Source organism: Streptomyces sp. NPDC002499, assembly GCF_053595415.1.
On record NZ_JBSFXO010000020.1, the window covers coordinates 36,503 to 62,253 of the forward strand.

Genomic DNA, 25,751 nt, shown 5'->3' on the forward strand with positions numbered 1-25,751 from the left:
CAGGCGCCCCGGGCCGACAAGGTCCGGGGCGCCTGTGGTTTTCCGGACCTTGCCGCTCCGGGGCTCCGCACCGCATCCGACGAGGAGCCCAGACATGACCGCCACCGCAGCGGAGCAGACCGGCGCGCACACCCCCGAGGCCGCCGACGTGATCACCGGCGCCCGGGAGCGCATCGACGCGCTGGACGACCGGATCATCGGCCTGATCCAGGAACGGATGGCGGTCTCCACCGTCATCCAGGACGCCCGGATCGAGTCCGGCGGCCGGCGCGTGAACCTGTCCCGTGAGAACGAGATCCTCAGCCGCTACAGCGGCGCGCTCGGCAAGCCCGGCACCTCCCTCGCGATGACGCTTCTCGAACTGTCCAGGGGGCGCATCTGAGTTCGGGCCCCCTCTCACCCGTACGGCCCGTGACCGCAGCGCGAACCGCTTCGTTGGTCCCGATGTCCGTGCCAGCCAGGGGCGGGCCCGAAAGAACCACGCGTGGCTCCGCTGGGGCGATGAGACGTACGGGATCGTGCCGTGTGTCGTGGGACCTCGCTCCAGGGTCGTGACCGGACGGCAGGGGACAGCAGCCCGGTCACCCAAGAGAACGGTCGGCTCCGGGGACGCCCGGGGCCGTCCGGCGGAATATGCAAATATGCACGATCCTGGGTCAAACGGTTGCGGAGGCCGCGAGCATCCAGCACGATGCCTAGAAAGCCCCAAGTCCCGCCACAGCTCCCCGTATTGACCTGTACAGCCCATCGCACAGCCCTGTACTTCCGTACTGCCAGAGGTCGAGACCATCCGTGCGCCCGGTTCGCGCCGGGGCGGCGACCAGGGCGCACAGACAAGCGGCGCAACCCCCCGGCGCCGCTCCCAGGCACCGGCGCTGCCCTGACGTCGGTGCTGACGGAGAAGGGCCCCGCGGACGCACGTCCCGCGGGGCCCTTCGCATGTGTACGGGGTCCACGTACCGAATCCGCGTACGGGGTCCGTCAGGTGCGGCTCACCGTGCCGCAGTCCCCGCTCTCCTTGCCGATGTCCCGGCTGCGGTCGTACGGGTCGACCGCCGGACCGCTCGGCGTGGCACTCGCGGAGGGGGCCTGGGACGGGAACTGGGGGTGCAGATAACCGTCGTTGACGTCGCAGGCGGAGTTCCCGGCGTCCTCGTCGTACTTGGCGATGCTCAGCCGCCCCGGCGTCACCTTGTAGTGCGTGGGGTCGAGGAGTTCGGTGTCGATCACGCGGCGCACGATGGTGCGGGTGACCTCGGTCGAGCCGTCGGTGCGCACGACCGGGTAGACGAAGGTGTAGTCGGCGTGCACCGAGACCGCGTCGAACTTGCCCTTCTTGAAGGTGATCCGGCCGCGGGTCTTGATCACGTCACCGACCAGCCGCACCTCGCTCGGGTCGAAGCGGCTGAACATCGACAGCGGGTCGTGGGCCTTGGTCGGCGTGCGCAGGGCGGTGTTCAGGTCGTCGATCAGCTTCGGCTGCTTGGGGTCGAGCACCGAGAGCGCGGCCTCGGGCCGGGCGCCCGCCACCACCTTCGGGTTCAGGTTCGCGTCGACGAGCAGCTTCCTGGTCTGCTGGAGGGCCAGTTCGACCCGGTCCTCGGAGACCGCGCCGAGGGCCGTGGCCTTCGGCAGCACGATGCCTGCCTCGCCGTCGGCCCAGCGCAGCGCGGGCGAACCGGCGAACGGCTCGTCGAGCGTGGGAACGTCCGGGTCGGCCGCGACGGGCGGCGCGGTGGGCTTCGTGCTCTCGGCGGGCAGCGGGGAGGAGGAGGCGCCCGCAGCCGAATCCGAACCCGAGCCGAAGGGGTCGCCCGGCAGCAGCGACGGCTTCATCGCCACGACGGCCACGGCGATCGCGACGGGTACGCCGATGATCGCCCACGCCTTGCGCCGACGGCCCTTCTTCGGCGTACCGGTCGGGCCGGTGCGCCAGCCCTCGGGCGGTGCCCCCTCGCGCTTCAGCCGCTCGGTGACCATGCGGGCCCGGGCGGAGGGTTCCTTGGGAGCGGAGTCGCGGATGCTCCGCTCGTTGTCACGGATGAACTGCTCCCACACCTCGTCGGATATGGGTGAGGACGACGGCTCGTCCCCCGATGGATCTTCGGACCGTCTGTCAGACATCGGACTCTCTCTTGGCTGGGTCGACGGGCCGAGGATAGCCATGCCCATGCCGATTACTCACGCCGAAAAGTTTCCGTGAATACGGAGGCAACCATTCCCGCGCCTCGTCGGTCACACCACCAGAAGCACCGGTCTCATCACCAGGACCAACAGCCACAGACGAAGTGAGGGACCTGCGCTCGGAGGGGGGTGCAGGTCCCCCACTTCGTCTGCTTCGCCCACTGCTTCGGCTTCGTCCCCTACTTCTTCGGCGGCACCGTCGGCATCCCCAGGAACGGCAGCCGCAGCCCGCCGAACGCGTCCGCGGGGACGGCCGGCGCCTGCGGCTCGACCGGCTTCAGCCGCTCGTACGCCGTTCCCTGCGCCGGACGCGGATCCGCCTCGCCCTTGTTGGGCCAGAACGACATCGCGCGCTCGGCCTGGGCGGTGATCGTCAGCGAGGGGTTCACGCCCAGGTTGGCCGAGACCGCGGAGCCGTCGACGACGGAGATGCCGGGGTGGCCGTAGAGCCGGTGGTACGGGTCGATGACACCGCTCTCGCGCGAGGAGCCGATCGGACAGCCGCCGAGGAAGTGGGCGGTGAGCGGGGTGCCCATCAGCTCGCCGACGTTCGAGCCGGCGAAGCCGTTGATCTCGGCGGCGATCGCGGTCGCGGCCTCCGAAGCGGCCCTGATCTGCTTGGGGTTGGGGGCGCCGTGACCCTGCCGGGCGGTGAGCAGCCCCTTGCCGACGCCGTCCGGTTTCAGGTACGTCGTCAGGGAGTTGTCCAGCGACTGCATCACCAGGCCGATGATGGTCCGCTCCGACCACTGCCGGTTGGAGAGGGAGCGCAGCACGAGGAGCGGGTGGCGGGTGGCGTTGCGCAGCCAGGCCAGCGCCCTCGACGAGCCCTCCGCGTACGGGACTTGGAGGATCGACAGGCCGCCCATCGAGTTGGAGCCCCGGCCGTAGCGGACCGGCTCGATGTGGGTGTTCTCGTCCGGGTGGACCGAGGAGGTGATGGCGACTCCGCGCGTGAAGTCGACCTTCGGCTCGCCCGTCGCTTTTCGGTAGCGGCGGTTGTCGGTCTGGGCGCCGACCAGCGCCTCGGAGTTGGTGCGGGTCAGCTCGCCCAACCTCTCGGAAAGGTAAGGGAGTTGGCCGCCCGCCTTCATCCTGTGCAGCAGGGTCTGGGTGCCGTAGGTGCCGGCCGCGAGGACGATCCGGCGGGCCTTGAAGGTACGGCCCGCGGATTTCCGGCGGGCGTCGGTGGGCAGCGTGGCGACCGCGTAGCCGCCCTGCGAGTCGTCGGTGACCGACACGACGGTCGTCATCGGGTGGACGACCGCGCCCGCCTTCTCGGCGAGGTAGAGGTAGTTCTCGTTCAGGGTGTTCTTCGCACCGTGCCGGCAGCCGGTCATGCACTCGCCGCACTCGGTGCAGGCCTTGCGGTCGGGGCCCGCGCCGCCGAAGTAGGGGTCCGCGACCGGGTCGCCAGGGGCCGCCTTCGACTCCCCCTCGGCGTCCTTGCCGTCGCCGAAGAAGACGCCGACCGGGGCCATGTGGAAGGTGTCGCCGACGCCCATCCGCTCGGCCGCGGCCTTCAGATGGACGTCGGACGGGGTCATCGTCGGGTTGAGCCGTACGCCGAGCATGCGCTGCGCCTGGTCGTAGTACGGCTTCAACTCCTCCTGCCAGTCCGTGATGTCCCGCCACTGAGGGTCGTCGAAGAACGGCTTCGGCGGGACGTACAGGGTGTTGGCGTAGTTGAGGGAGCCCCCGCCGACGCCCGCGCCGGCGAGGACCATGACGTTGCCCAGCAGGTGGATGCGCTGGATTCCGTACATGTTGAGCTTGGGGGCCCAGAGGTAGTTCCTGAGGTCCCAGGAGTTCTTGGGCAGGGACTCCCTGGTGAAACGGCGGCCCGCTTCCAACACGCCGACGCGATAGCCCTTTTCGGTCAGGCGCAGGGCGGTGACGGAACCGCCGAAGCCGGAACCGACGACCAGGACGTCGTAGTCATAGGCATCTTGCGACAACGTGTTCTCCTCATTGAGATGCGCTGCGGGCCGTCGTCGGTCACCTGAGCCGGAAGGCCTTCATCGCCTTCAGGCTGGTGCTCATGAACGCGGCGTACTTCTCGTCGGTCATGCCGAACGACGGGGCCATCGGCAGCAGGCGCTGCTGGGCGATCGTCTGGGCCTCGGTGTACTTGAGGATGCCCTCGGAGCCGTGGCGGCGGCCGAGGCCGGAGTCCTTCATGCCGCCCATCGGGGACTGGACGCTGCCGTAGGCGGAGGCGTAGCCCTCGTTGACGTTGACCGTGCCGGTGCGCAGGCGGGCGGCGACCTCGCGCCCGCGGGCCGCGCTCTTCGTCCAGACCGAGGAATTGAGGCCGTACGGCGTGGAGTTGGCGGCTTCCACGGCCTCGTCGTCGGTCTTGAAGCGGTAGAGGGAGACGACCGGGCCGAAGGTCTCCTCGGCGCAGACGGCCATGGGTGCCTCGACGCCGTCCAGGATGGTCGGCTCGAAGAAGTACGGGCCGATGTCCGGGCGGGCCCGGCCGCCGGCCACGAGCGTGGCGCCCTTGGCGACGGCCTCCTCGACGTGACGGGTGACGGACTCCAGCTGGCGTTCGCCGGCCAGCGAGCCCATGTCGGCGCCGTAGGCGAGGGAGGTGCCCAGGCGCATCGCCTTCGTGCGGGCGGCGAAGCGGTCGAGGAAGGCGTCGGCGACCGACTCGTGGACGTACAACCGCTCGATGGAGACGCAGAGTTGGCCCGCGGAGGAGAAGCAGGCGCGGACCGCGCCGGCCGCGGCCTTCTCGATGTCGGCGTCCTCCAGGACCAGCATGGCGTTCTTGCCGCCGAGTTCGAGGGAGACGCCGACCAGACGGGCCGCCGCGCCCTGCGCGACCTCGCGGCCGGTGCGGGTGGAGCCGGTGAAGGAGACGTAGTCGGCGTGCTTGACGATCTCCGGGCCGATGACCGGTCCTTCACCGATGACGACCTGGAAGACGTCGGCGGGCAGACCGGCCTCGACGAGGAGGTCGCGGGCCCACAGGGCGGTCAGGCAGGTCTCGGTGTCCGGCTTCATGACGACCGCGTTGCCCGCGACGAAGGCGGGGAGCGCGTCGCCGACCGACAGCTCCAGGGGGTAGTTCCAGGGGGCGATCTGGCCCACCACCCCCCGCGGGTGGCGCAGTTCGGTGACCTTGGTGAGGGTCGGGACGGCTCCGGTGTGCCGCTTCGGCTTGAGGTAGGCGGGGGCCTTGCGGCCGTAGTGGCGGGCCGCGACGGCGACGGCCTGGACCTCCTCGTGCGCGTGCAGCCGCGCCTTGCCGGTCTCCAGCTGGACGAGGTCGAGGACCTCGGCCTGGCGGGCGAGCACCAGGTCGTGGAAGCGCAGCAGCACGGCCGCGCGCTGCCGGACCGGCACCTGCGCCCACAGCGCCTGTGCGGCGCGGGCCGCCGCGAAGGCCTCCGCCACGTCCTCGGGCGTCGACTCCGGCAGGTCGGCCAGCTTCTCGCCGGTGAAGGGGCTGTGGTTGGCGGTGCGCCCGGAACCGGCCACGCCCTTGGTGAGCTGGGCGACCAGCTCGGGGGTGACCACGTCCGCGGCGGTGCGGGCGCCCTCGGGGGCGGGGGCGAGGGGGTTGGTGCCGGCAACGGTGGTGCCGGTCTTCTCCGGGGCCTGCGAGTCCGTCATGACGGGCAGCGTATGCCGGAGCGGAGGCTTTGGGTACCCGTCGGTAACGCGGCTTCACCGACCGCACACACACCGCCAGTGATGACTGGCAACGAACACGCTGATCAGGCTGTTGTGCAAGGACCAACAGCCCTGTTCAGCCCTTCGCAATCACCAGACGGTCCTTGGCGCCCTCGAACACGGCGGCGCCCTTCTTCTCGCTTGGCGTGCCCTTGGGCATGTCCACGCGCAGCTCGTACATGCGGTCGTCCGCGGTCGCGATGATCAGCTGGATCACCCGGGTCGGGGACTCGTCCTTGTTGTAGGTGATGTCGGAGAGGACCGCGTCCAAGCCCTGGAAGACGGTACGGGTCCCTCCGCCGCTCGCGTCGTGCGCGTAGCCGTTCCAGATGTTGTACGCCTTCTGCGCACGGTCCAGCACGGTGCCGGGCGCCTTGTCCCACAGGGTGAGGCGGACCTGGACGAGCCCGATGTCGTAGACGACGAGCCGGGGCTGGTCGGCGGCGCTGCCCTCGCGGGCGGCCTCCTTGTACTCGGCGGGGAGGGAGAGGACGGCGTCCATCTCCGGCTCGCGGTGGGCGATCCAGGAGGTGCTGGCGGAGGGGCTGGGGGCGGGGGCCGGAGCCGCGGTTCCGGAGGCTGCCGGGGCCACGCTCCGGGTGACGGTGACCTCGGTGGTGGATCCGTCGTCGGACGCGGTGAAGCGCGGCACGGTGAGCAGGGCGCCACCCAGGACGAGGATCCCGGCGGTGGCGAGGAGGGCGGGGTGGCGGAGGGGTGAGCGCCTGGGGCGGGTGCGGGGGCGGGTGTCGGGGGTGGGGACGGTCTGGGTCACCGGTTCGGCAGGGGGCGGGTCCTCGACAGGCGGGGTGCCCTCGGCGAGCGGGGCGTCCTCGGAGTCCGGCGTGGTGGCGGGGTTCGACGCACGCTCGGGCGCCCGTCCTCCCCCGGCCGTCACGTCACTCGCCGCCCCCGACGCCGCCGCTGCTCGTGCGGCCGACTCCGACGGCGTACGGGACGCCGGCCCCGCCCCCAGCCGTACCGTCCCCGCGTCGTCCTTGAACTCCCTCAGCAGCGAAGCATCCTGAATGTCCGTCACATCCCCGGCGGAGCCGACCGGTACCGGCCAGCCCTCGGCCACCGCCTCCAGGATCGCGGACGCCTCCTCGGGGCCCGGCCGCTGCTCGGGGTCCTTCGCCAGCAGACGGGTGATCAACGAGCCGAGCGGGCCTGCCTGTTTGGGCTCGGGCGGGTCGGAGGCGATGACCGCGGCGAGGGTGGACTCCAACGTCGTACGCCGGAACGGGGACCAGCCCTCCACGGCCGCGAACAGCACCACGCCCAGGGCCCACAGGTCGGAGGCCGGACCCGCGCCACGACCCGACATCCGCTCGGGCGCGACGAACTCCAGCGAACCGATGAACTCCCCGCTCATCGTGAGGGATTCCTCGCCCTGGACATGGGCGATGCCGAAGTCGGTGAGGACGACGCGGCCGTGCGTGCCCAGGAGCACATTGGCCGGCTTGACGTCCCGGTGGACGATGCCGACGGAGTGCGCGGCCTGGAGGGCGCCGAGGACGGCGTGGCCGATACGGGCGGCCTCGGGGGCGTCGACCGGGCCGCGCTGGAGGAGTTCGTGCAGGGACTCGCCGCGGACCAACTCCATGACGATCCAAGGGAGTCCGTCCTCCTCCACGACGACGTCATGGATGGAGACGGCGGCCGGATGCTCGACCCGGGCGGCGGCGCGGGCTTCACGGTAGAGGCGGTGGGCGGCCCGCTGCCGGTGCTCGTCCTCGGGATCGCCGGGCAGCCGGGGCTGCTTGACGGCGACGTCCCGGCCCACGAGCTCGTCGTACGCCCGCCAGACAGTGCCCATCCCGCCGGAGCCGATGCGCTCGGTCAGCCGGTAGCGCCCACCGAGCAGCCGTCCCTCGCGAGTCCGTTCGCCGCCTGCACTCATGCCCCATCAGTACCCTGCGGGGCGCCCGGTTGTCGACGCGGGCCGGCCGTGACGACCGCTACGGCGTCCAGCGGGCGAAGACCAGCGCGCCGTCCCGCCGGCTCACCTCGGCAACGCCCGAACCGGCGAGGTGCGCGGGGATCACCAACTCGCCCTGGTCAGCGGCCCGTTCCAGCACCCGTCGGCGGCTGGTGGCCGCCCGCGCGGGGTCCAGGTCGAAGCGGCTGTTGCACTCGGGGTGCGGGATCTGGACCGGGCTGTGCAGCAGGTCGCCGACGAGGACGGCCCGCTCGCCGCGCGAGTGGATCCGCAGGACGGCCGAGCCCGGGGTGTGGCCGGGAGCGGACTCCAGGGTGAGGTGGTCGTCGATGCGGTACTCGCCGTCCCACAGCAGGGCCTGCCCGGACTTGTGCACGGGCGCGACGCTGTCCTCGTAGATCAGACGGTCGTCGGGGCGCGCACCGCCGCCGAAGTCACCGTCGGGGCCGAAGTGGCGGTCGTCCGCGGCCGGCAGGAGGTAGGTCGCGTCGGGGAAGGTGGGCACCCAACTCCCGTCCTCGTCATGGGTGTTCCAGCCGACGTGGTCGCCGTGGACGTGGGTGTTCACGACGAGGTCGACGTCCTCGGGCCGCACGCCGGCCCGCGCCAGCCTGCCCGGCAGATCGCCGCCCTGCCGCTGGTGGAACAGCGGATTGCCGGGCCGTTCCCGCCCGTTGCCCACGCCGGTGTCCACGACCACGGTCCGCCCGCCGCTGCGCAGCACCCACGTCTGGATCGCGACCACGGCACGGTCGGTCTCGGGCTCCCAGTGGTCCGGTACGAGCACGTCCCGGTGGGCCTGCCACACCTCGGGCCCGGCGGTGGGGAGGAAGTCCCGGGTCCCGGCGTAGGGCGCCTGCCATTCGACGACCCGGGTGAGTTCGACGTCGCCGATCAGGAAACTCTGTGCGTTGTCATCAGCCATGCCGTCGACGCTATGGGGAGTGGGTGAGCATCCCAATGCCTGAACTGCTCGCCTGAATACGCGAAAGCCTCAACAGCGATCCGTCGGCGCGTAACCTGGGGACCATGGACGTGGTGAGCGACGCGATCTCTGCCGTGCGGATCGGACAGCCCTCCTCCAACCGGCTGCGGGTCGAGGGCAGTTGGTGCACCCGGCTCGCGCCGTACGGGGGCGCGGGGTTCCATGTCGTGCTCGCGGGCGGCTGCTGGCTGGTGCCGGACGGGGGCGGCGCGGCGGTGACACTGGGCGCCGGCGATGTCGTACTGCTGCCGCACGGGGCGGGACATGTGCTGGCGGATGCGCCCGGGGACACGGGGCGGGCGGTGCCGTTCGAGGAGATGCGGGGGCCGGTCGGGGGCGGGCGTGAGGGCAGAGGTGGGCGTGCGGTGGAGTTGCTGTGCGGGAAGTACCGCCTCGACCGCAGCCGTGTGCATCCGCTGATGGCCGAGTTGCCGGAGGTCGTCCACCTGCCCAACCGGGTCGGTGCGCACCCCGAACTCCGCGCCGCCGTCGATCTGTTGGCCCGCGAACTCGACGAGCGCCGGCCGGGTTCCTGCCTCGCTCTGCCGAGCCTGCTCGATCTGCTGCTGATCTACATGGTCCGGGCGTGGATGTCGGACGCGGCGACGGGTGTGTGGCCGGCGGTGCTGAGCGACCCGGTGACCACGGCCGCTCTGCGTGCCGTGCACTCGGACCCGGCGGCCCCCTGGACCAACGACCGGTTGGCCGCCGAGGCGGGGGTCTCCCGGGCGACGCTGGCCCGGCGGTTCACGGCGCTGGTGGGGCGGCCGCCGATGGCGTACCTGACGTGGTGGCGGCTGACCCGCACGGCGGCGCTGCTGCGGGACACCGACGTCCCGTTGGCGTCCGTGGCCCGCGAGACCGGGTACAGCACGCCGTACGCCCTCTCGCACGCGTTCAGCCGGGAGTTCGGGGTGACGCCGGGGAGGTATCGGGCGGGGGTTCGGGGCGGGTGACGGAGGGACGGGTCAGAGGTTGTGGATCTGCCAGTTCTCGATCACGGACTTGGCGATGTCGCGGCCCTCGTCGGTGAAGTAGCTCTTGCCCGGGTAGTCGATCCACAGCCGGTACATGTCGCCGTTGGTCGCCCGGTAGTACCGGACTTCGGCCTCGCGCGGCTGTGGATTCTGCGAGTCCGCCGCCACGTAGGTGATGTGGTTCCCCTCCGCCTTGCGCCCCTCGTACGTCGCCTCGTCGGGTCCGCCCTTGGGAGCGGGGGTGTCTCCGATGCCCCAGGAGTACTCGCCGTCCTTGAGCGACTCCCACTCCGCGAAGGCCCTGGCCGCGGCGGAGTCCGGGATCTCGTTGTCCTTGTCGTCGGCCTTGGCGTCCCGGTCCACGCTGACGTAGACCGCGCTGCTGGGGTCCCTGAACCGCACGGTGGTCCCGTCGGAGTCCGTCGCGGGCTTGTCCTTCACGAAACCGGCGGGCACCGCGACCGTCGTACCGACCTTCGCGCCCAGGTCGTACTCCTTCCACCCACCCGGCAGACCCCCCGACCCCCCGAACGGATCCGCCACCGCCACATACGCCGACGCCCCCGCCACCACCGCCGCCGCGACGACTCCCGCGCCGAACGCCAGCCACGTCCTGCGCCCGCCCCAGGCACCGGCACCGGCACCGGCACCCGGCGCGATGACCCGAACCGACTGTGTGGGCAAGGGAGTCGGCGGGTTCGCCGTCTCCTCCAGCAGCGCCCTGACCTGCGCCGCGTTCGGTCTGTGCGCCGGGTCCTTGTGGAGCAGGCGGGTGATCACGTCGGACAGCGGCCCTGACGCCGAAGTCGGCGGCGCCGGCGTGCCGTTGAGGACCGACTGGAGCGTCGCCGGGGTGTTGCTGCGACGGAACGGCGAGACGCCCTCCGTGGCCGCGTAGAGGACGACGCCGAGGGACCAGAGGTCGGAGGAGGGGCCGGGGCGCTGGCCCAACACCCGCTCGGGGGCGATGTATTCGGGCGAGCCGACGAACCCGCCGGTGTCCGTCAGGTTCGTCTCGCCCTCGATCTGGGCGATGCCGAAGTCGGTGAGGACGACCCGGCCGTGCCGGCCGAGCAGCACGTTGTCCGGTTTGACGTCCCGGTGCAGGATGCCCGCCGCGTGCGCGGCCTCCAGCGCGCCGAGCACCTCCAGGCCGACCCTGGCCGCCTCGCGCGCGTCCAGCGTGCCCTCCTGGAGGGCGTCGCCGAGCGAACGGCCGTGCACCAGCTCCATGACGATCCACGGCTGGCCGTCCACGACGGCCACATCGTGGACGTTCACGACGGCCGGATGGTCGAGGCGGGCCGCGGCACGGGCCTCACGGCGCATCCGCTCGAAGGCGTTGGCGCGTTCGCGTTCGGGAAGTGTGTCGGGGACGCGGGGTTCCTTGACGGCGACCTCGCGGTCCACCGTCTCGTCCTTGGCCCGCCACACCGTCCCCATGCCACCGTGCCCGAGCTTGGCCAGCAGCCGGTAGCGCCCGGCGATGAGACGACCGGTCCCGGGCTCCTGCGGGCCGACCTGCGGATGGGCGACGACCTGACTGGGCGGTTGCAGAACAAAACTCGTCGTGTCGTCGGGCCGGTGCCCGGATCCCCCGTTGCTGCTCATGTCACCATGCATATCGCGCCACGTGGCTCCACATCCAGACAGCGGGCACAGCGGTCACAGAGCCGTGACGAACGTGTCCACCGCGACATCGAAGTACTCCTTCGCCTCCCGCACCTTCCCGACCGGCGCCGACACCCACACGTCGTACAGCCGCCCGTCCTCCTCCCAGCACACGTCGTACGTGTGCCGGGGACCCTCGGCCGTGCTGAAGCCGTTCCAGGTGAACTCCCAGAGGGCGGCGGGGAGTTCGTGGTGCGTGGTCTCGGTGACCCGGCCGTCGTGGTAACCGGGGTTCGTGTCCGGGCCCTTGGCCGCCGCGCGCCGCATCACCCCGAGCGGGCCGCCCTCCTGGGGTTCGGCAATCTTGATGCCGAGGCGGAATGTCTGCCCCGGCGACATGTAGAAGACGCGCTCGCCCTGGGGCGTGCGGGTGAAGCCCTCCGGGACGGCGAGCGAGAATCCGGCGGGGTCGTCCGCGACGCGGTAGCCGGAGGGCGCGGAGGCGTGGGTCCCGTCGGTGGGTGCGGGGGAGGAAGCGCGGGGCGCGCTCGGCGTCGGCGTACCGGCTGTCGGCGTACCGCTCACCGGCGTGCTCGGGGCGGACGGGTGCGAAGTCGGCGTACGGGCCCCCGTCGTCGCGCTCACCGACACCCCGGGCCCCGAACTCTTCGGCGCCCCGCCGCCTCCGTCCCCGTCCCCGTTCATGAGCAGCGCCGCCGCCGACACCCCCGCCCCGGCCGTCGCGGCGACGAGCAGGGCGGCCACCAGTACGCCCCGGGTGGAGCGCCGGGTCTCCACCGTCGGGGAGGACGGGGCAGGAGTCGCCGGCGCGGGCGACGGCGTGGGCGTGTCCCGCCGGGTCGGCGTGTAGCGGGGCGACAGTTGGGGCGTGCGGCCGGAGTCCAGATAGGCGCGCAGCATCCGCTCGGCCTGGGGCGCGTCAAGGCGCCGGTCCGGATCGCGCTCCAACAGGCCCCGTACGACGGGCAGGAGCGGGGCGGCCTGGGCCGGCGGGCGGATCTCGTCGAAGACGACGGCGTGCAGGATGCCGCCCAACGAGTCGCGCCGGAACGGGGACTCACCGCTGACGATCGTGCACAGCAGCGCGCCAAGCGACCACAGGTCGGACTCCGGTCCGGTCCGCGCCCCCGACATCCGCTCCGGAGCCGTGTACTCGGGCGAGCCGACGAAGGCCCCGGTCTCGGTGAGCGTCGTGGCGCCCGCGACCTGCGCGATACCGAAGTCGGTGAGGACGATCCGGTCGCCCTCGGACCCCAGCAGCACGTTGGCGGGCTTGATGTCGCGGTGCAGGACACCGGCCGCGTGCGCCGCGGCGAGCGCGCTCAGCAGGGCGATGCCGATCCGCGCGGCCTCGGGGGCGTCGACCGGGCCGCGCGTGGAGATCCGGTCGGCCAGGGATCCGCCGTCGATCAACTCCATGACGAGATACGGGCGTTCGTCCTGCTCGACGACGTCGTGGACGACGATGATGTGCGGGTGGCGGAGCTGGGCCACGGCACGCCCCTCCCGCAGGGTGCGGTCGCGCTGGCGGCGGGTCTCCTCCGCGGAGAGCGTCTCGTCGAGGTCGAGCGGTATCTCCTTGACCGCCACCTGCCTGCCGAGCAGTTCGTCGGTCGCCCGCCACACCACACCCATGCCGCCGCGCCCCAGCCTCGACTCCAGCCGGTAACGGCCCGCGATGACGCGGACGCCTGCCCCCTCGGTCCCCATGCGTCCCATCATGCCGCACCGGACGAACCGGCTCCGGGGCCGCGACCGGCCAACCCGCGCGCCAACCCCCGTCGGCGGGACGGCCGTTCAGATCACTGGGAGGTCTTCTCCTGCCAGCCCTGAAGCACCGACGTGAACTGCTTGCTCGTCGTCGCCCAGTCCGCGGCCGGCGAGGAAATGTAGATCACGTACTCGGTGCCGTCCCGCGCGATGTACGTCTCCTCGACGGCCCGGCGCGGCCCGGGGAACGGGGTGTCCTTCGCCCGCGCGGTCCAGGTGTACTCCCAGACGGAGCCGTCGCGGTCGCGGTAGATGTTCTTCTGCAGCCGCACGGTCTTGTAGTCGACCAGCCGTACCTGGAGCTGCTGGTCCAGGTCGGCCTGGTGGTCGTAGGCGGTCGCGAAGTCCGGCGAGGTGTCGACGGCGATACGGACGAAGTGCTCGCCGCCGTCGGGCGTGTAGTCGACCTGCCGCAGATCGCCGTCGACCCCGACGACCGACCGCTTCCAGCCCGCGGGCAGATAGACGCTGAAGCCCCAGGGGTCGTCGTACTTCCGCCACCCGGCGGGCACGGCCCCGTTGGTGTTCTCCGTGGACGTCGACGACGCCGACGGCTCCGGGCTCGACGACACCGAGCCCGACCCGTCGTTCTGCCGCCCCTCGTCCCACTTCTGGAGCGCCACGACCGTCCCCCCGCCGACGACCGCCGCGAGGACGACGGCGAGCACGAGGGTCCGCAGCCGCCGACGCCTGGGCGCGGGCCCCGGGCCGACGCCGGTGGGCCCTTCCGGCCCCATCCCGTGCGGCCCGACCGACGTCGGACCGTTGACCGGCGGGTACGGGGTGGCCGAGCCGGAGGGATACGAGCTGCCCGGACCGGAGGGATAGGCGGTGCCCGAGCCGGACGGGTACCCGGCACCTGAGCCCGAGGGATACCCCGTACCCGGACCGGGCGCCGGATACGAGCTGCCGGAGCCGGTCGCATACGGCGGCGTCGCACGAGGCGGCATCGCGGAACCGGCCTGCGAGCCCCGCCCGCCGGGCCCCTGCTGAGAGTCCGTCCAGGACTCGGCCTGCGAATCCGTACCGGACTCCGGGTCGTGCCGTACGCCCGTGTGCTGCGTCGGCACGTACACCTGTGCCCCGTTGGGCCGGCGCCCCTCCGCCGCCTCGGCGAGCAGTTGCTCGGCCTCGGCGGTGTCCGGGCGCAGGGCCGGGTCCTTGTGCAGCAGCGCGGTGATGACGGGGGCGAGCGGTCCTGCGTGGTGCAGCTCGGCGGCTTCCTCCTCGACGACCGCCTGCATCGTGGACAGCGGCGAGGTGCGGCGGAACGGCGACCTGCCCTCCACCGCCGTGTACAGCGTGGCGCCCAGCGCCCACAGGTCGGAGGCGGGGCCCGGGTCGTGGCCGCGGACACGCTCGGGGGCGAGGTAGTCGACCGAGCCGACGACCTCACCGGTGCGGGTGATCGTCGAGTCGCCCTCGATCTGGGCGATGCCGAAGTCGGTGAGGAGCACACGCCCGTCGTGCCCGATGAGTACGTTTCCAGGCTTCACATCGCGGTGCAGGACACCGGCGGTGTGCGCGGCGCGCAGCGCCCGCAGCACCCACAGACCGATGCGCGCGGCCTCGGCGGACTCGATCCGTCCGCGCTCCTTGACCGCGTCGGCCAGCGAGTACCCCTCGACCAGCTCCATCACGATCCACGGCCGGCCGTCGTGTTCCAGCACGTCGTGCACGGTGACGACGGCGGAGTTGTTGATCCGCGCGGCGGCCCGCGCCTCGGCCCTGGTCCGCGCGAGCAACCGTTCCTGGTCGCCCTCGGACACATAGAGCGCGGCGGTCAACTCCTTGATCGCGACGGCCCGGTGCAGCACCTCGTCGTGGGCGCGCCACACGCGGCCCATGCCACCGCTGCCGATCGACTCGGCGAGCCGGTAACGGCCGGCGACAAGCTGGCCCTGCATCTGATTCACGTTGCCCCGCAATGGTCTTGACAGGCTCAGACTAAGGACCGGTCCACGTCCAGGGAACCAGGGGGGTCCCAAGGAAACCCCACTGTGACAGTTGTCGCTTCTGGGCCGGAGAGTGAACCGATCGCCCTCTTCACGCACTGTTCACAAGTGGAGGCCGTCCGGTGACGTGAGCGAAGGTCAGCCCGTCCTGCGGACGGGAGGTCAGCGCGTGAACTGGTAGGTGGCCGACGCCTGCTCGTACAGCCGTGTCACCTCGTCCCGCTCCGACTCGGGCCCACGCACCTGCACCACGTGGTACCGCCCGTTGATCAGGATCGCGAGATTCCGTACGAAGAGGTCGCGCCCCGAGTCGTCGCTCCAGGTGTACTGCCCCTCGGCCATCTCCCGTTCGCCCACCGTGATCGACTTCAGCCCGGTGGCGGTGGCCCAACTGGAGGTGCGGTACGGCTGCAACTCGTGCTCCGTGTCCCGCTGGTACGCCAACGGATCGCTGCCGTAGGTCACGGCGCCGTCGCGGCCCGGCACGAGGATGAGCTCGAAGTCGCCGTGCGAGTAGACCACTTGGTTCCAGGAGTTCTTGGGCGTCCGGGTCCAGCCCTTGGCCACGGCGACCTGGAAGCCCTCGGGGTCCTTGCGCAGGGTGAACCCGGCACCGACGTCGGGCCCGGAGGTCGCCGACCCGCCGACGCTCGCAGACGCCGACTTCGACGGTGTCTTCTCCGGCTGGGGCGAGGTCTGGTCCGGCCGCGGCTCGCTGCTCGCGGTCACGTCCGACCGCTGCGGCTCGGGACTGACGTCCCCCGCGGCCCCGGTCCGGTCCGTGCCGGCCGCGCCGTCGTCGCCGGACTTCGGCATGAACATCAGGGCGTACGCGACGGCCCCGGCCAGCAGAAGCAGGATCAGCAGCAGGAGGGTGCGGCCGAGGTGACGCGGCGACTTCGCCTCCGTCTTGGCCCGCTTGTGCCGCCCGTGCGGAGAGGTCGCGGGCAGCCCGGCCCGCCGCCGGCGCACCAACTCGCCCCGCCGGCGCACGATGGGCAGCCGGCTGGAGTCGGCGGGCGGCGCGGCCACCACGTTCACCCCGGCCTCGGCCTCGGGCGCGGAGCGCACCAACGACCGCAGCCAGCCCCTGAGTTCCTCGAACTCCAGCCGCTCGGTCGGATCCTGCCGCAACAACGACTCGACGACCGGCCGCAGCGGACCGCACTCCTCCGCGAAGGCCGGCGGCTCGGCGCACACCATCTGCACCAGTTCGGCCGTCGACTCCTCCGGATACGGCGCATGCCCCTGCACGGCCCGGTACAGCAACGCGCCCAGCGCCCACAGGTCGGTGGCGGGCCCGATCGGCGCCGCCAACTGCCAGTTCTCGTGCACGGGCCCGGCCTGCTCCGGCGCCCACCGCTCGGTCACGGGCCCCACCACAGCCATCCGAGCCTGCCGCGCCCGCTCGGCGGCGAGCGGAGTGGCAGGCCCACGCCGAGCGGCCGGAACGTCGGCACGGAGGTCGTCCCAGCGGCTCGGGGGGTGGGGTCGCTGAGTGGGGACGGCGGTGCCGGGAGCCTGGAGCCCTTGGCCGGAGTGACCGGACACCCCGACTTCAGGCGCGGCGTGACCCGCGGAGGGAAGGGCGGCGGCGCCACGATGGATGCCCGCCTGCCCCGGCTGACCGAGGTGAGACCCGATGCCGGACACGCCGTGCGGGCCTGACGGGGAGTCGGGGTGGCCGAACGTGTCGGGACGACCCGGCGTCCCGGGGTGAGCGCCGAAACCGGGTTGGCCGGGAGTCGGGACGCCCGTCGCGGGGGCCGCGCCCAGGCCGGGAGCCGGGGCACCGGGCGCGGAGGGCATGCTGAAGCCGGGGCCGGTACCCGTGCCGGGACCGGTACCCGTGCCGGGGCCGGTACCCGTGCCGGGGTCGCCACCGGCCGGCAGCGCCGTACGGTCCTGTCCCTCCGTCACCGGTGTCGCCCCGCGAGGCGTCGCGCCGTGCCAGGAGGTGCCCACGCCATAGGGGTCGGCGATCTGCCCCGGCGGCGCTCCCGCACCGGGCCTGCTCTCCCCGCCGTCCCCGGAGGGATACGGCTGTGACGAGCCGTTGGTCTGCGGGCCGGGCCCGACCTCGGGCGCCGGCCGGGCACCGGGCAGGGCCGCCCGCCCGTGCTGCTGCGCCTCCTGGACCCGGGCCGCGGCACGGGCGCCCGCCCGGTACGCCGCGATCGCCCCGGCCCGCGCGGCCCTGATGTCCCCGCCGCCTTCCAGCGCCTTCGGCGCGAGGGCGCCGGACGTCCCCGTCCCGTTGGCCGCCGTCTCTGTCCCGGCCGGCGGCAACCCGCCCGCCGCACGCGCGTTGATGGCAGCACGGCGAGCGGCCTCGGGATCAACGCCCCCGGCACCACCCGCACCACCGTGACTCCCCGAAGCCCCCGCACCCCCCGGGGAGTTGCCCACTCCTAAGGCACTGGCACTGGCACCGGCCCCGGCTCCTGCGAATCCCTGGCCTGCGGACCCGCCGGACCCTCCGAGCCCCTGTCCCGTTCCGGACCTCTGCCCGGCCCCCTGCCCAAGCTCAATTCCCTGCCCATGCCCATGCCCCTGACCGTGCCCCGGCGTACCTGACACCCCGGGCCCAGCCCCACCGCCACCTGTACCCACACCCGCGGCCGCGCCCGCACCGTCATCATCCGCCGCCGGCACCGGGTCGTACCCGCACAACGCCTCCTCCGCCGCCCCCACCGCGAGCCCGGTCAGCATCACGCGGCCGTCGTCGCAGACGAGCACCGTGCGCGCGGTGATGTTCCGGTGCACCCAGCCGTGCGCGTGCAGCACCCGCAGCGCCATGAGGACGTCGGACGCGACCTCGGCCGCCCGGTACGGAGTCAGCGACTTCTCGGCGAGCAGCGCCGACAGCGGCCTCGCGGGCACCAACTCGCTCACTATCCACAGCGACCCACCCTCGGCAAACACGTCGAAGACCTGGTCGAGCCGAGGATGGTCGGGAATCCGGGCCGCGGCCTGCGCGGCGTCGACCGCGCGCCGCACGGCCGGATCGGCGGGCCGCCGCGGCTCACCACGCGCCGGGGACCGTCGCACGCCGCGGTCACGCGCCGTGAATCCCTCGGGCAACCCCTGGTCGTCGAGCACCTCGGCCTCGACGACCTCCGGCAACGGCACCTGCCGGACGAGGACTTCCTGTCCGCTGTAGGTGTCGAAGGCGCGGGTCTCGGTCAGTTCGTACTCGTCGGAAGGCGGCAGCGGCAGGCGGTAGCGGTCGGCCAGGACCCGTCCCGCATAGTCGTCCACGTTGCCTCCCCCAGCCGCCCGGTCGGTCAATTCCGTTCGCCTCGCGTCCCGTTCCGACGCATACCCGGATGCGTACGGTCCGCGAACCTTCACGATACGTGCCGGAGGCAACTCGCAAAGAGGGGATGCCAGATCTCACGCCCCAAACAGCGGCCAGTCAGCTCACGATTTGGGTTCGAACGTCTTCGCGAGGGTCTGCCAGGTGGCCTTGCGGAGGTCAGTGTCCCAGTTCGCGGCTTTCGCCGTGTACATCAGCGCGTACCCGAGACTCCCGTTGACCACGAACCCCCGGTCGATCGTGCGGTACTTGGTGCCGCCGTCCACGTAGGTGAACTCCCAGTCGGCCGTGTTCCAGCCGCGGTAGTCCACCTGCTCTATTCGGATCTTCGTGTACTGCGAGCGCGCCATGGCACGCTCCTGGTTCTTCCAGTCGGCGACCGGGTCGCCCTTCGGCGTGGACGTCCAGGCGACCAGCAGCTTCTGCCCGTCGGGCCCCGTGAACCGGTCACCCGCAGCGTCCGAGGACTTGTACTTCCACCCCGCGGGCAGCCCGATCGAGTACCCCTGGCTGCCCTTGTGCGTCGACTCCACGCCGGCGGCGTCCCCGGAAGACCCGCTCGACCCGTTCGAACTGCCCGAACTCGACCCGTCGCCGGACGCGTTCGCACTGGCCGTCGAGTCCGTCTCGGTCCCGGTGTCCCCCGACGAGGACCCGCCCGCGCCCTTGCCGGCGCTGGTGTCCTCCTTGGTGTTGTCCTCCGACCCGGACCCCGCGCTCGCCTTCGCGCTCGAACCGGAGCTCGCGACAGTCTTCCCGCCCTCGCTCTTGCCGCTGTCGGACCCGTCGTCGTCCCCACCGAGCGTGAAGGCCAGCACGACACCGAGCACCGCGAGCACCACGACCACCGCGATGATCACCAACGTCCGCCTCGGCACGACGTCCGTGATCGGCGCCCTCGGCACCGACCGCGGCGGCAGATCCGGCGGCGTCATCACGGGCCACCCCGAACTCCGCCCACCACCCGAGGCGTTGGACCCCGAAGCCCCCGAGGCGCCCGAGGTCGCCGACGACGAGGACACCCCGGACGACGGCGAAGCCGTCGTCGAGGCCCCGCCGGAAGAACCCCGGGAAGCCGAACCACCGGACGCGGCAGGAGTCTTGGGAGCCGCAGGAACAGCCGGAGCCGAAGGGGTCACGGGAGCCATGGGTGTCGTCGAACCCGCGGGAGCCGTAGAACCCGCGGAAGCCACCGCCCCGGCCGAGCCACCGACACGGTCGTCACGGACGCCAGCCCCGGATCCGACACCAGTCCCGGACCCGGCACCAGCCCGCGTCCCTGCTCCGGCCCCGGCCCCACCCTCAGCCTTCGAACCCTCCGACCCGCCCCCCGACTTGGTCCGCGCCGCAGCCGCCGACCCGGCGGCACCGGCCGCCACCGCCGCCTTCTTCACGGAACGGAACGCCCCGCGCAGCTTCTCCGCGGCCTCCTCGCCGCGCTTGCCGCCGGAACCCGTCGAGCCCGAACTCCCCCTGCCCCGACGCCCGTCGGGCTGCTCCGGCAACGGCACGACCCTGGTCGTGTCGACCGCCGGCTCCGGCTCGGCCTTCGGCTCGGGCGCGTGGATGACCGCGTTCAGCATCCGCCGCGCACCCGCGTCGTCGAGCCGCTGCGCCGGGTCCTTGGTGAGCAGTCCGTAGATGACGTCCTTCAGCGGCCCCGCGTTCTTCGGGTCCTCCAACGGCTCGGTCATCACCGCGGTGAGGGTCGCGATCGCGGAACCCTTGTCGTACGGCGGCGCACCTTCGACCGCCGCGTACAGCAACCCGCCCAGCGACCACAGGTCGGCCGCCGGACCGGGCTTGTGCCCGCGCGCCCGCTCCGGGGAGATGTAGGAGGGCGCGCCGACGAGCATGCCGGTCGAGGTGATGGACGGGTCGCCCTCGACCTGGGCGATGCCGAAGTCGGTGAGCACGACACGGTCGGTCTCGGACTCCAGCAGCACGTTCGACGGCTTCACGTCACGGTGCAGGATGCCCTCGCGGTGCGCCGAACGCAGCACGTCGAGTATCGCGAGGCCGACCTCCGCGGCCCGCTTCGGCTCCAGCAGGCCGTCCTCGCGGATGACCTCGGCGAGCGACTTGCCCTCGACGAGCTCCATCACGATCCACGGCCGGTCGTCCTCGTCGACCACGTCGAAGACCGTCACCGCGCTGTTGTTACGGATCCGCGCGATCGCCTTCGCCTCGCGCAGCGTCCGTGTGATCAGCCGCCGTTTCTCCTCGTCGTCGATGCTCGACGGGAACCGCAATTCCTTGACCGCGACCGTCCGGCCCAGGGTCTCGTCCTCGGCCCGCCAGACCGTGCCCATGCCTCCGCGGCCGAGCACTCCTCCCAGGCGGTACCGCCCGGCGAGAAGACGCTCGCTCTTGTCCTGACGAGTGTCCTGGCGAGATGTGCCCGCCCGCTCCGCCTCCGACATGCGTCCCCTCATGCAACCCGCCCTGACAGAGCCTCCATTGTCCCTCACCCGACAAGTGCCCTACGCCCAGGGTGCCTCTGACGCCCCACCTGGACCCGAACACCTGCCCCAAAAACCCCACGCATCCGGAACCCTGGCTTCCAGCCGCCCGAACCCGCAGTAACAAAGCGCCCGAAGCCCCGCATCTCAAGACCCCGAGCCCGACACTTCAGCACCCCCGGCCCCAAACCCCGAGCGCCCCGAATCCCGGAACTCCCCCACCGGAACCGCCCGTTCCGCTCAACCCGGCCCCCCTTGGACCCGGCACCCGCCCGCCCTGCATGATGGGCCCCACCAGAGACGGACCGAAGGCGGACCAACGAGGGGCCCGCGAGGGACCGGCGATGGTTCGGACCCGGTTCAGAGATGGACCCGACAAGGACCCACGACGGGACCCGCGATGCCACCGCTTCGGACACTACTGGCCCTGCCTGTGTCCCTCGTGTCCCTCGTATCCGTCACGCTCCTGGCCCTGACCCCGGCGGCCTCCTCCACTCCCGAGCCACCGGCCACGGACGCACTCCTCCCGCTCCTGGTCACCCAGGGCGGCGCCCCCGCCGCGGCACTGCTCGCGCAGGAGGAGTCGGGCACCCGCTACGCCGCCGCGGGCACCGGCATCTCCCGCGCCGACCACTTCCGCGCCGGCAGCATCACGAAGACCTTCATCGCGACGGTCGTGCTCCAACTGGCCGCCGAACACCGGCTGTCCCTGTCCGACACCGTCGAGGACCACCTGCCCGGCCTCGTCCACGGCGCGGGCAACGACGGCCGCGCCCTGACCCTGCGCGCCCTGCTCACCCACACCAGCGGCCTGTACGACTACACGCGCGACACCGCCGGCACCGTCCCTCTCACCCCCGCTCAAGCCGTACGCCTCGCACTCACCCACCCCCCGGCCGACCGCGGCCACTTCGCCTACTCCAACACCAACTACGTCGTACTCGGCATGGTCGTCGAGCAGGTCACCGGCCGCTCGTACGCCGTCGAGGCCGAGCGCCGCATCATCGCTCCGCTGGGTCTGACGGGCACCTCCTTCCCCGGCTCGCGCACCACGCTCCCCTCCCCGCACGGCCGCGCCTACGCCGCCGACGGAACCGACGTCACCGAACTCGACCCGCGGGTGGCCGGCGCCGCGGGCGAGCTGGTGACCACGCTCGCCGACCTGAACCGCTTCTACGCGGCCCTGCTCGGCGGTGAACTGCTGCCCCCGCGCCGGCTGCGCGAGATGCGTGACACCCGGTCCGCACACGGCTCGTACGGCATGGGCCTGTTTCCCGTGAAGCTGTCGTGCGGCATCACGGTGTGGGGGCACAACGGACGCATCTCCGGCAGCTACGTGCGCACCGCTGCCACCGTCGACGGCCGTCGGGTCCTCACCTTCCGCGTGAACACGACCGCGATCGCAGACCCCGACCTTGAACCCCGGTTGCTCGCCGCCGAGTTCTGCCCCCGCACCTCGTAGAACGAGCCGGTTCCGAACGAAGATCCCGGTTCACGACACTCGTTCGAGTGACACCGCGGGCGGTCCGCGGAACTCCGCGAACCGCCCTGGCAAAGCACTACCCGACTACCGCCCCGCAGGGCATCCCACCCGGCGTCCTACAGCGGCACGATGTCCGGCGCCCCCAACCGCGCCGCGTCCGCCGTCAGGTCGTCGGGCTGGCGCTGGGACTCCCGCTCGGCCTCCACCCGCTTCTCGTAGTGCTCGACCTCGCGCTCGATCTGGTCCTTGTCCCAGCCGAGGACCGGCGCCATCAACTCGGCCGCCTCACGGGCGCTGCGCGTGCCCCGGTCGAACGTCTCGATCGAGATGCGCGTGCGCCGGGTCAGCACGTCGTCCAGGTGCCGGGCACCCTCGTGCGAGGCGGCGTAGACGATCTCGGCGCGCAGATAGTCGTCGGCGGCCTGGAGGGGTTCGCCGAGCGAGGAGTCGCCGGCGATGAGGTCGAGGACCTCCTCCGCCATCGACCCGTACCGGTTCAACAGGTGCTCCACGCGCACGACATGGATGCCGGTCTTGGCCGCGATCCGCGCCCGCGCGTTCCACAGCGCCCGGTAGCCCTCCGCGCCGATCAGCGGCACGTCCTCGGTGACGCACTCGGCGACGCGCATGTCGAGTCCGTGCACGGCCTCGTCCACCGCGTCCTTGGCCATCACCCGGTACGTCGTGTACTTGCCGCCCGCCACGACGACGAGCCCCGGCACCGGATGCGCCACGGTGTGCTCGCGCGACAGCTTGCTGGTGGCGTCGGACTCACCGGCCAGCAGCGGGCGCAGGCCGGCGTAGACGCCCTGGACGTCGTCCCGGGTCAGCGGCACCGCGAGCACCGAGTTCACGTGCTCAAGGAGGTAGTCGATGTCCGCGCTGGACGCGGCCGGGTGCGCCTTGTCGAGGTCCCAGTCGGTGTCCGTCGTACCGACGATCCAGTGCCGGCCCCAGGGGATGACGAACAGGACGGACTTCTCGGTGCGCAGGATCAGGCCGGTGGAGGAGTTGATGCGGTCCTTCGGTACGACGAGGTGGATGCCCTTGGAGGCCCGGACGTGGAACTGGCCGCGCTCCCCCACCAGCGCCTGGGTGTCGTCGGTCCACACGCCCGTCGCGTTCACGACCTGCTTGGCGCGGATCTCGTACTCGCCGCCCGCCTCGACGTCCTGCACGCGCGCGCCGACGACCCGTTCGCCCTCGCGCAGGAAGCCCGTCACGCGCGCGCGGTTGGCGACCTTCGCGCCGTACGACGACGCGGTGCGCACCAGGGTGGCCACGTAGCGGGCGTCGTCCATCTGGGCGTCGTAGTACTGCAACGCTCCGACCAGCGCGTCCTTCTTCAACGCGGGTGCCACGCGCAGGGCGTGACGGCGGCTCAGGTGCCGGTGCGTCGGCAGGCCCCGGCCATGCCCCCGGGCCATCGACATGCCGTCGTAGAGCGCGACGCCCGATCCGGCGTACAGGCGCTCCCAGCCCTTGTGCTGGAGCGGGTACAGGAACGCCACCGGCTTCACGAGGTGCGGGGCGAGCCGCTCGAGCAGCAGCCCGCGCTCCTTGAGCGCTTCTCGTACGAGGGCGAAGTCGAGCATCTCCAGGTAGCGCAGGCCGCCGTGGATGAGCTTGCTGGACCTGCTGGACGTGCCCGAGGCCCAGTCGCGCGCCTCGACCAGGCCCGTCGACAGGCCGCGGGTCACGGCGTCCAGGGCGGTGCCCGCGCCGACCACACCGCCGCCCACCACCAACAGGTCCAGCTCGCGCTCGGCCATTCCCGCCAGTGACTCGGCCCGCTGCGCCGGCCCCAGTGTCGCTGTCCTCACAGCTGCCTCCCGCTTTCCGCTTTCGGTAGCGCCGGCCACACCCGTCGGGCGAAGCCCGTTCCCGTTCCCTACTCCCCCCGACCCGGATTCCTACGTCCCCCTCCTGCCCAAATTCTGACCGTGTTGCCCAACTTCAGCCACTACTCGCCCCCAGCCTGTGGACAACATTCACCGCCCGCCCGGAAAACACAGCCGACCAATCCCGCATATCGGTCATATTTACTCCTAGTCTGACATTGCGCTCGCTCGTTCTGTCCACAGGGCTTGCGCACCTGTCCCGCTTCGGTTACTGGGAAGGACGGCCCACGCCATGCCCGCAGATCTCGCCGTCATCGGACTCGGCCCGTTCGGCCTGCCGCTGGCCCAGGCCGCCGTCGCCGCCGGCATCTCCACGCTCGGCTACCGGACCGGGCCCGAGCCCGGTTCGCTCAGCCCCGCCGAACTGCGCCGGATGCTCTCGGGGGGCTTCCGGCACGCGACCAGCCCGGCCGAGCTGGGCCGCGTACGCACCGCGGTCATCTGTGTGCCCACCCCGCGCGGCGCGGACGGCGGCCTCGACCTCACCCCGGTGGAGACGGCCGCGCGCACCCTCGCCGCGCAGTTGCGCCCGCACACCACCGTGATCCTGGAGTCGCCCGTGCACCCGGGCACCACGGAGACGGTTCTGCGCCCGATCCTCGAAGCGGGCTCAGGGCTGCGCGCGGGCCGCGACTTCCACCTCGCGTACTCCCCCAGCCGGGTGGATCCGGGCAACCGCGACTTCACCCCGGCCAACACCCCGAAGGTGATCGGCGGCCTCACGCCCGCGTGCACGGAGTCGGCCGCCGCGTTCTACGGGCGCCTCACCGACAAGGTGGTACGCGCGCGTGGCTTGCGCGAGGCGGAGACCGTGCAGCTCCTGGAGACCAACTTCCGGCACGTCAACATCGCGCTCGTCAACGAGATGGCCGTCCTCTGCCACGACCTGGGCGTCGACCTCTGGGACGTCATCCGCTGCTCGGAGACCAAGCCCTTCGGCTTCCACGCCTTCCGCCCAGGACCCGGCGTCGGCGGCCACGCCGTCCCCCAGGACCTGACCGGCCACACCGGCCGCACCCTGCGCATGGTCGAACTCGCCCAACAGGTCAACACCCAGATGCCGCGCTACGTCATCCAGCGCGCCGCGGCCCTCCTCAACGAGCACGGCAAGTCGGCCCGCGCCGCCCGCGTCCTCCTCCTGGGCGTCACCTACAAACCCGACCTCGCCGACCAACAGGCCACCCCCGCCCGCGAGATCGCCGTCCGCCTGATGGAACTCGGCGCCTCCGTCAGCTACCACGACCCGCACGTCCCGTCCTGGAGCGTCCTGGACCGCCCGGTCCCCCGAGCCGACTCCCTCTATGAGGCCGCCGCCGAAGCCGACCTCACGATCCTCCTCCAACACCACCGCACGTACGACCTCCAGGGCCTGTCGGTCAAGGCCCAACTCCTCCTGGACACCTGCGGAGCGACCCCGACGGGGGCGGCGCACCGCCTCTGACCACGGCACCGGG

General features: G+C 72.0%; 15 protein-coding genes. 4 read left to right on the top strand and 11 right to left on the bottom strand.

Features of this window, described 5'->3' with window-relative positions; translation table 11 throughout:
- Positions 1–49: 49 nt before the first annotated feature.
- The gene (locus ACWD5F_RS43755) at positions 50–382 is read left to right on the top strand and encodes a chorismate mutase (protein WP_451261763.1); all 333 of its coding nucleotides are present in this window, start codon (positions 50–52) and stop codon (positions 380–382) included.
- Between the two features lie 599 nt (positions 383–981).
- Here the strand turns inward: ACWD5F_RS43755 and ACWD5F_RS43760 are convergent.
- The 5 genes from ACWD5F_RS43760 to ACWD5F_RS43780 all read right to left on the bottom strand — a co-directional run bounded on the left by ACWD5F_RS43760 (position 982) and on the right by ACWD5F_RS43780 (position 8,738).
- Entirely contained in the window at positions 982–2,124 is a 1,143-nt protein-coding gene (locus ACWD5F_RS43760) for a hypothetical protein (RefSeq protein ID WP_451261704.1), read from the bottom strand.
- Positions 2,125–2,363: 239 nt separating this feature from the next.
- Complete coding sequence (locus ACWD5F_RS43765) at positions 2,364–4,142, bottom strand: GMC oxidoreductase (protein ID WP_451261705.1); 1,779 nt, start codon at positions 4,140–4,142, stop codon at positions 2,364–2,366.
- 40 nt (positions 4,143–4,182) lie between these two features.
- Complete coding sequence (locus ACWD5F_RS43770) at positions 4,183–5,811, bottom strand: succinic semialdehyde dehydrogenase (RefSeq protein WP_451261706.1); 1,629 nt, start codon at positions 5,809–5,811, stop codon at positions 4,183–4,185.
- Positions 5,812–5,947: 136 nt separating this feature from the next.
- A complete protein-coding gene (locus tag ACWD5F_RS43775) occupies positions 5,948–7,774 on the bottom strand; it encodes a serine/threonine-protein kinase (RefSeq protein WP_451261707.1) in 1,827 nt (608 codons plus the stop codon).
- Between the two features lie 58 nt (positions 7,775–7,832).
- A complete protein-coding gene (locus ACWD5F_RS43780) occupies positions 7,833–8,738 on the bottom strand; it encodes an MBL fold metallo-hydrolase (protein WP_451261709.1) in 906 nt (301 codons plus the stop codon).
- A gap of 104 nt (positions 8,739–8,842) precedes the next feature.
- Between ACWD5F_RS43780 and ACWD5F_RS43785 the strand changes: the two genes are divergently transcribed.
- Positions 8,843–9,754, top strand: a complete 912-nt coding sequence (locus ACWD5F_RS43785) for an AraC family transcriptional regulator (protein WP_451261710.1) — start codon at positions 8,843–8,845, stop codon at positions 9,752–9,754.
- Between the two features lie 12 nt (positions 9,755–9,766).
- On the opposite strand, the gene ACWD5F_RS43790 is transcribed toward ACWD5F_RS43785, so the two are convergent.
- The 5 genes from ACWD5F_RS43790 to ACWD5F_RS43810 all read right to left on the bottom strand — a co-directional run bounded on the left by ACWD5F_RS43790 (position 9,767) and on the right by ACWD5F_RS43810 (position 20,874).
- Entirely contained in the window at positions 9,767–11,386 is a 1,620-nt protein-coding gene (locus ACWD5F_RS43790) for a serine/threonine-protein kinase (protein WP_451261711.1), read from the bottom strand.
- A gap of 54 nt (positions 11,387–11,440) precedes the next feature.
- The gene (locus tag ACWD5F_RS43795; RefSeq protein WP_451261712.1) at positions 11,441–13,117 is read right to left on the bottom strand and encodes a protein kinase domain-containing protein; all 1,677 of its coding nucleotides are present in this window, start codon (positions 13,115–13,117) and stop codon (positions 11,441–11,443) included.
- A gap of 92 nt (positions 13,118–13,209) precedes the next feature.
- Positions 13,210–15,084 (bottom strand): protein kinase domain-containing protein, encoded by a 1,875-nt coding sequence (locus ACWD5F_RS43800; RefSeq protein WP_451261713.1) that lies wholly within the window; start codon positions 15,082–15,084, stop codon positions 13,210–13,212.
- Positions 15,085–15,294: 210 nt separating this feature from the next.
- Positions 15,295–18,393, bottom strand: a complete 3,099-nt coding sequence (locus ACWD5F_RS43805; protein WP_451261714.1) for a protein kinase — start codon at positions 18,391–18,393, stop codon at positions 15,295–15,297.
- A 162-nt stretch (positions 18,394–18,555) separates the two neighbouring features.
- Positions 18,556–20,874 carry a serine/threonine-protein kinase gene (locus ACWD5F_RS43810; RefSeq protein WP_451261764.1) on the bottom strand — a complete coding sequence of 773 codons (2,319 nt, stop codon included), beginning with the start codon at positions 20,872–20,874 and terminating at the stop codon, positions 18,556–18,558.
- Positions 20,875–21,313: 439 nt separating this feature from the next.
- Here ACWD5F_RS43810 and ACWD5F_RS43815 point away from each other — a divergent pair, with 439 nt between their 5' ends.
- A complete protein-coding gene (locus tag ACWD5F_RS43815; protein WP_451261715.1) occupies positions 21,314–22,375 on the top strand; it encodes a serine hydrolase domain-containing protein in 1,062 nt (353 codons plus the stop codon).
- A gap of 137 nt (positions 22,376–22,512) precedes the next feature.
- Here the strand turns inward: ACWD5F_RS43815 and ACWD5F_RS43820 are convergent, their stop codons facing one another.
- Entirely contained in the window at positions 22,513–24,219 is a 1,707-nt protein-coding gene (locus ACWD5F_RS43820) for a glycerol-3-phosphate dehydrogenase/oxidase (RefSeq protein WP_451261716.1), read from the bottom strand.
- 310 nt (positions 24,220–24,529) lie between these two features.
- On the opposite strand from ACWD5F_RS43820, the gene ACWD5F_RS43825 reads away from it, so the two are divergent.
- Positions 24,530–25,738 (top strand): nucleotide sugar dehydrogenase, encoded by a 1,209-nt coding sequence (locus tag ACWD5F_RS43825; RefSeq protein WP_401713936.1) that lies wholly within the window; start codon positions 24,530–24,532, stop codon positions 25,736–25,738.
- Positions 25,739–25,751: the final 13 nt, after the last annotated feature.

Excerpts from the sequence above, each read along its gene's own strand:
- ACWD5F_RS43760 (WP_451261704.1), bottom strand. The coding sequence starts at position 2,124 with ATGTCTGACAGACGGTCCGAAGATCCATCGGGGGACGAGCCGTCGTCC.
- ACWD5F_RS43770 (WP_451261706.1), bottom strand. The coding sequence starts at position 5,811 with ATGACGGACTCGCAGGCCCCGGAGAAGACCGGCACCACCGTTGCCGGC.
- ACWD5F_RS43775 (WP_451261707.1), bottom strand. The coding sequence starts at position 7,774 with ATGAGTGCAGGCGGCGAACGGACTCGCGAGGGACGGCTGCTCGGTGGG.
- ACWD5F_RS43780 (WP_451261709.1), bottom strand. The coding sequence starts at position 8,738 with ATGGCTGATGACAACGCACAGAGTTTCCTGATCGGCGACGTCGAACTC.
- ACWD5F_RS43785 (WP_451261710.1), top strand. The coding sequence starts at position 8,843 with ATGGACGTGGTGAGCGACGCGATCTCTGCCGTGCGGATCGGACAGCCC.
- ACWD5F_RS43790 (WP_451261711.1), bottom strand. The coding sequence starts at position 11,386 with ATGAGCAGCAACGGGGGATCCGGGCACCGGCCCGACGACACGACGAGT.
- ACWD5F_RS43795 (WP_451261712.1), bottom strand. The coding sequence starts at position 13,117 with ATGGGGACCGAGGGGGCAGGCGTCCGCGTCATCGCGGGCCGTTACCGG.
- ACWD5F_RS43800 (WP_451261713.1), bottom strand. The coding sequence starts at position 15,084 with ATGCAGGGCCAGCTTGTCGCCGGCCGTTACCGGCTCGCCGAGTCGATC.
- ACWD5F_RS43810 (WP_451261764.1), bottom strand. The coding sequence starts at position 20,874 with ATGTCGGAGGCGGAGCGGGCGGGCACATCTCGCCAGGACACTCGTCAG.
- ACWD5F_RS43815 (WP_451261715.1), top strand. The coding sequence starts at position 21,314 with ATGCCACCGCTTCGGACACTACTGGCCCTGCCTGTGTCCCTCGTGTCC.
- ACWD5F_RS43825 (WP_401713936.1), top strand. The coding sequence starts at position 24,530 with ATGCCCGCAGATCTCGCCGTCATCGGACTCGGCCCGTTCGGCCTGCCG.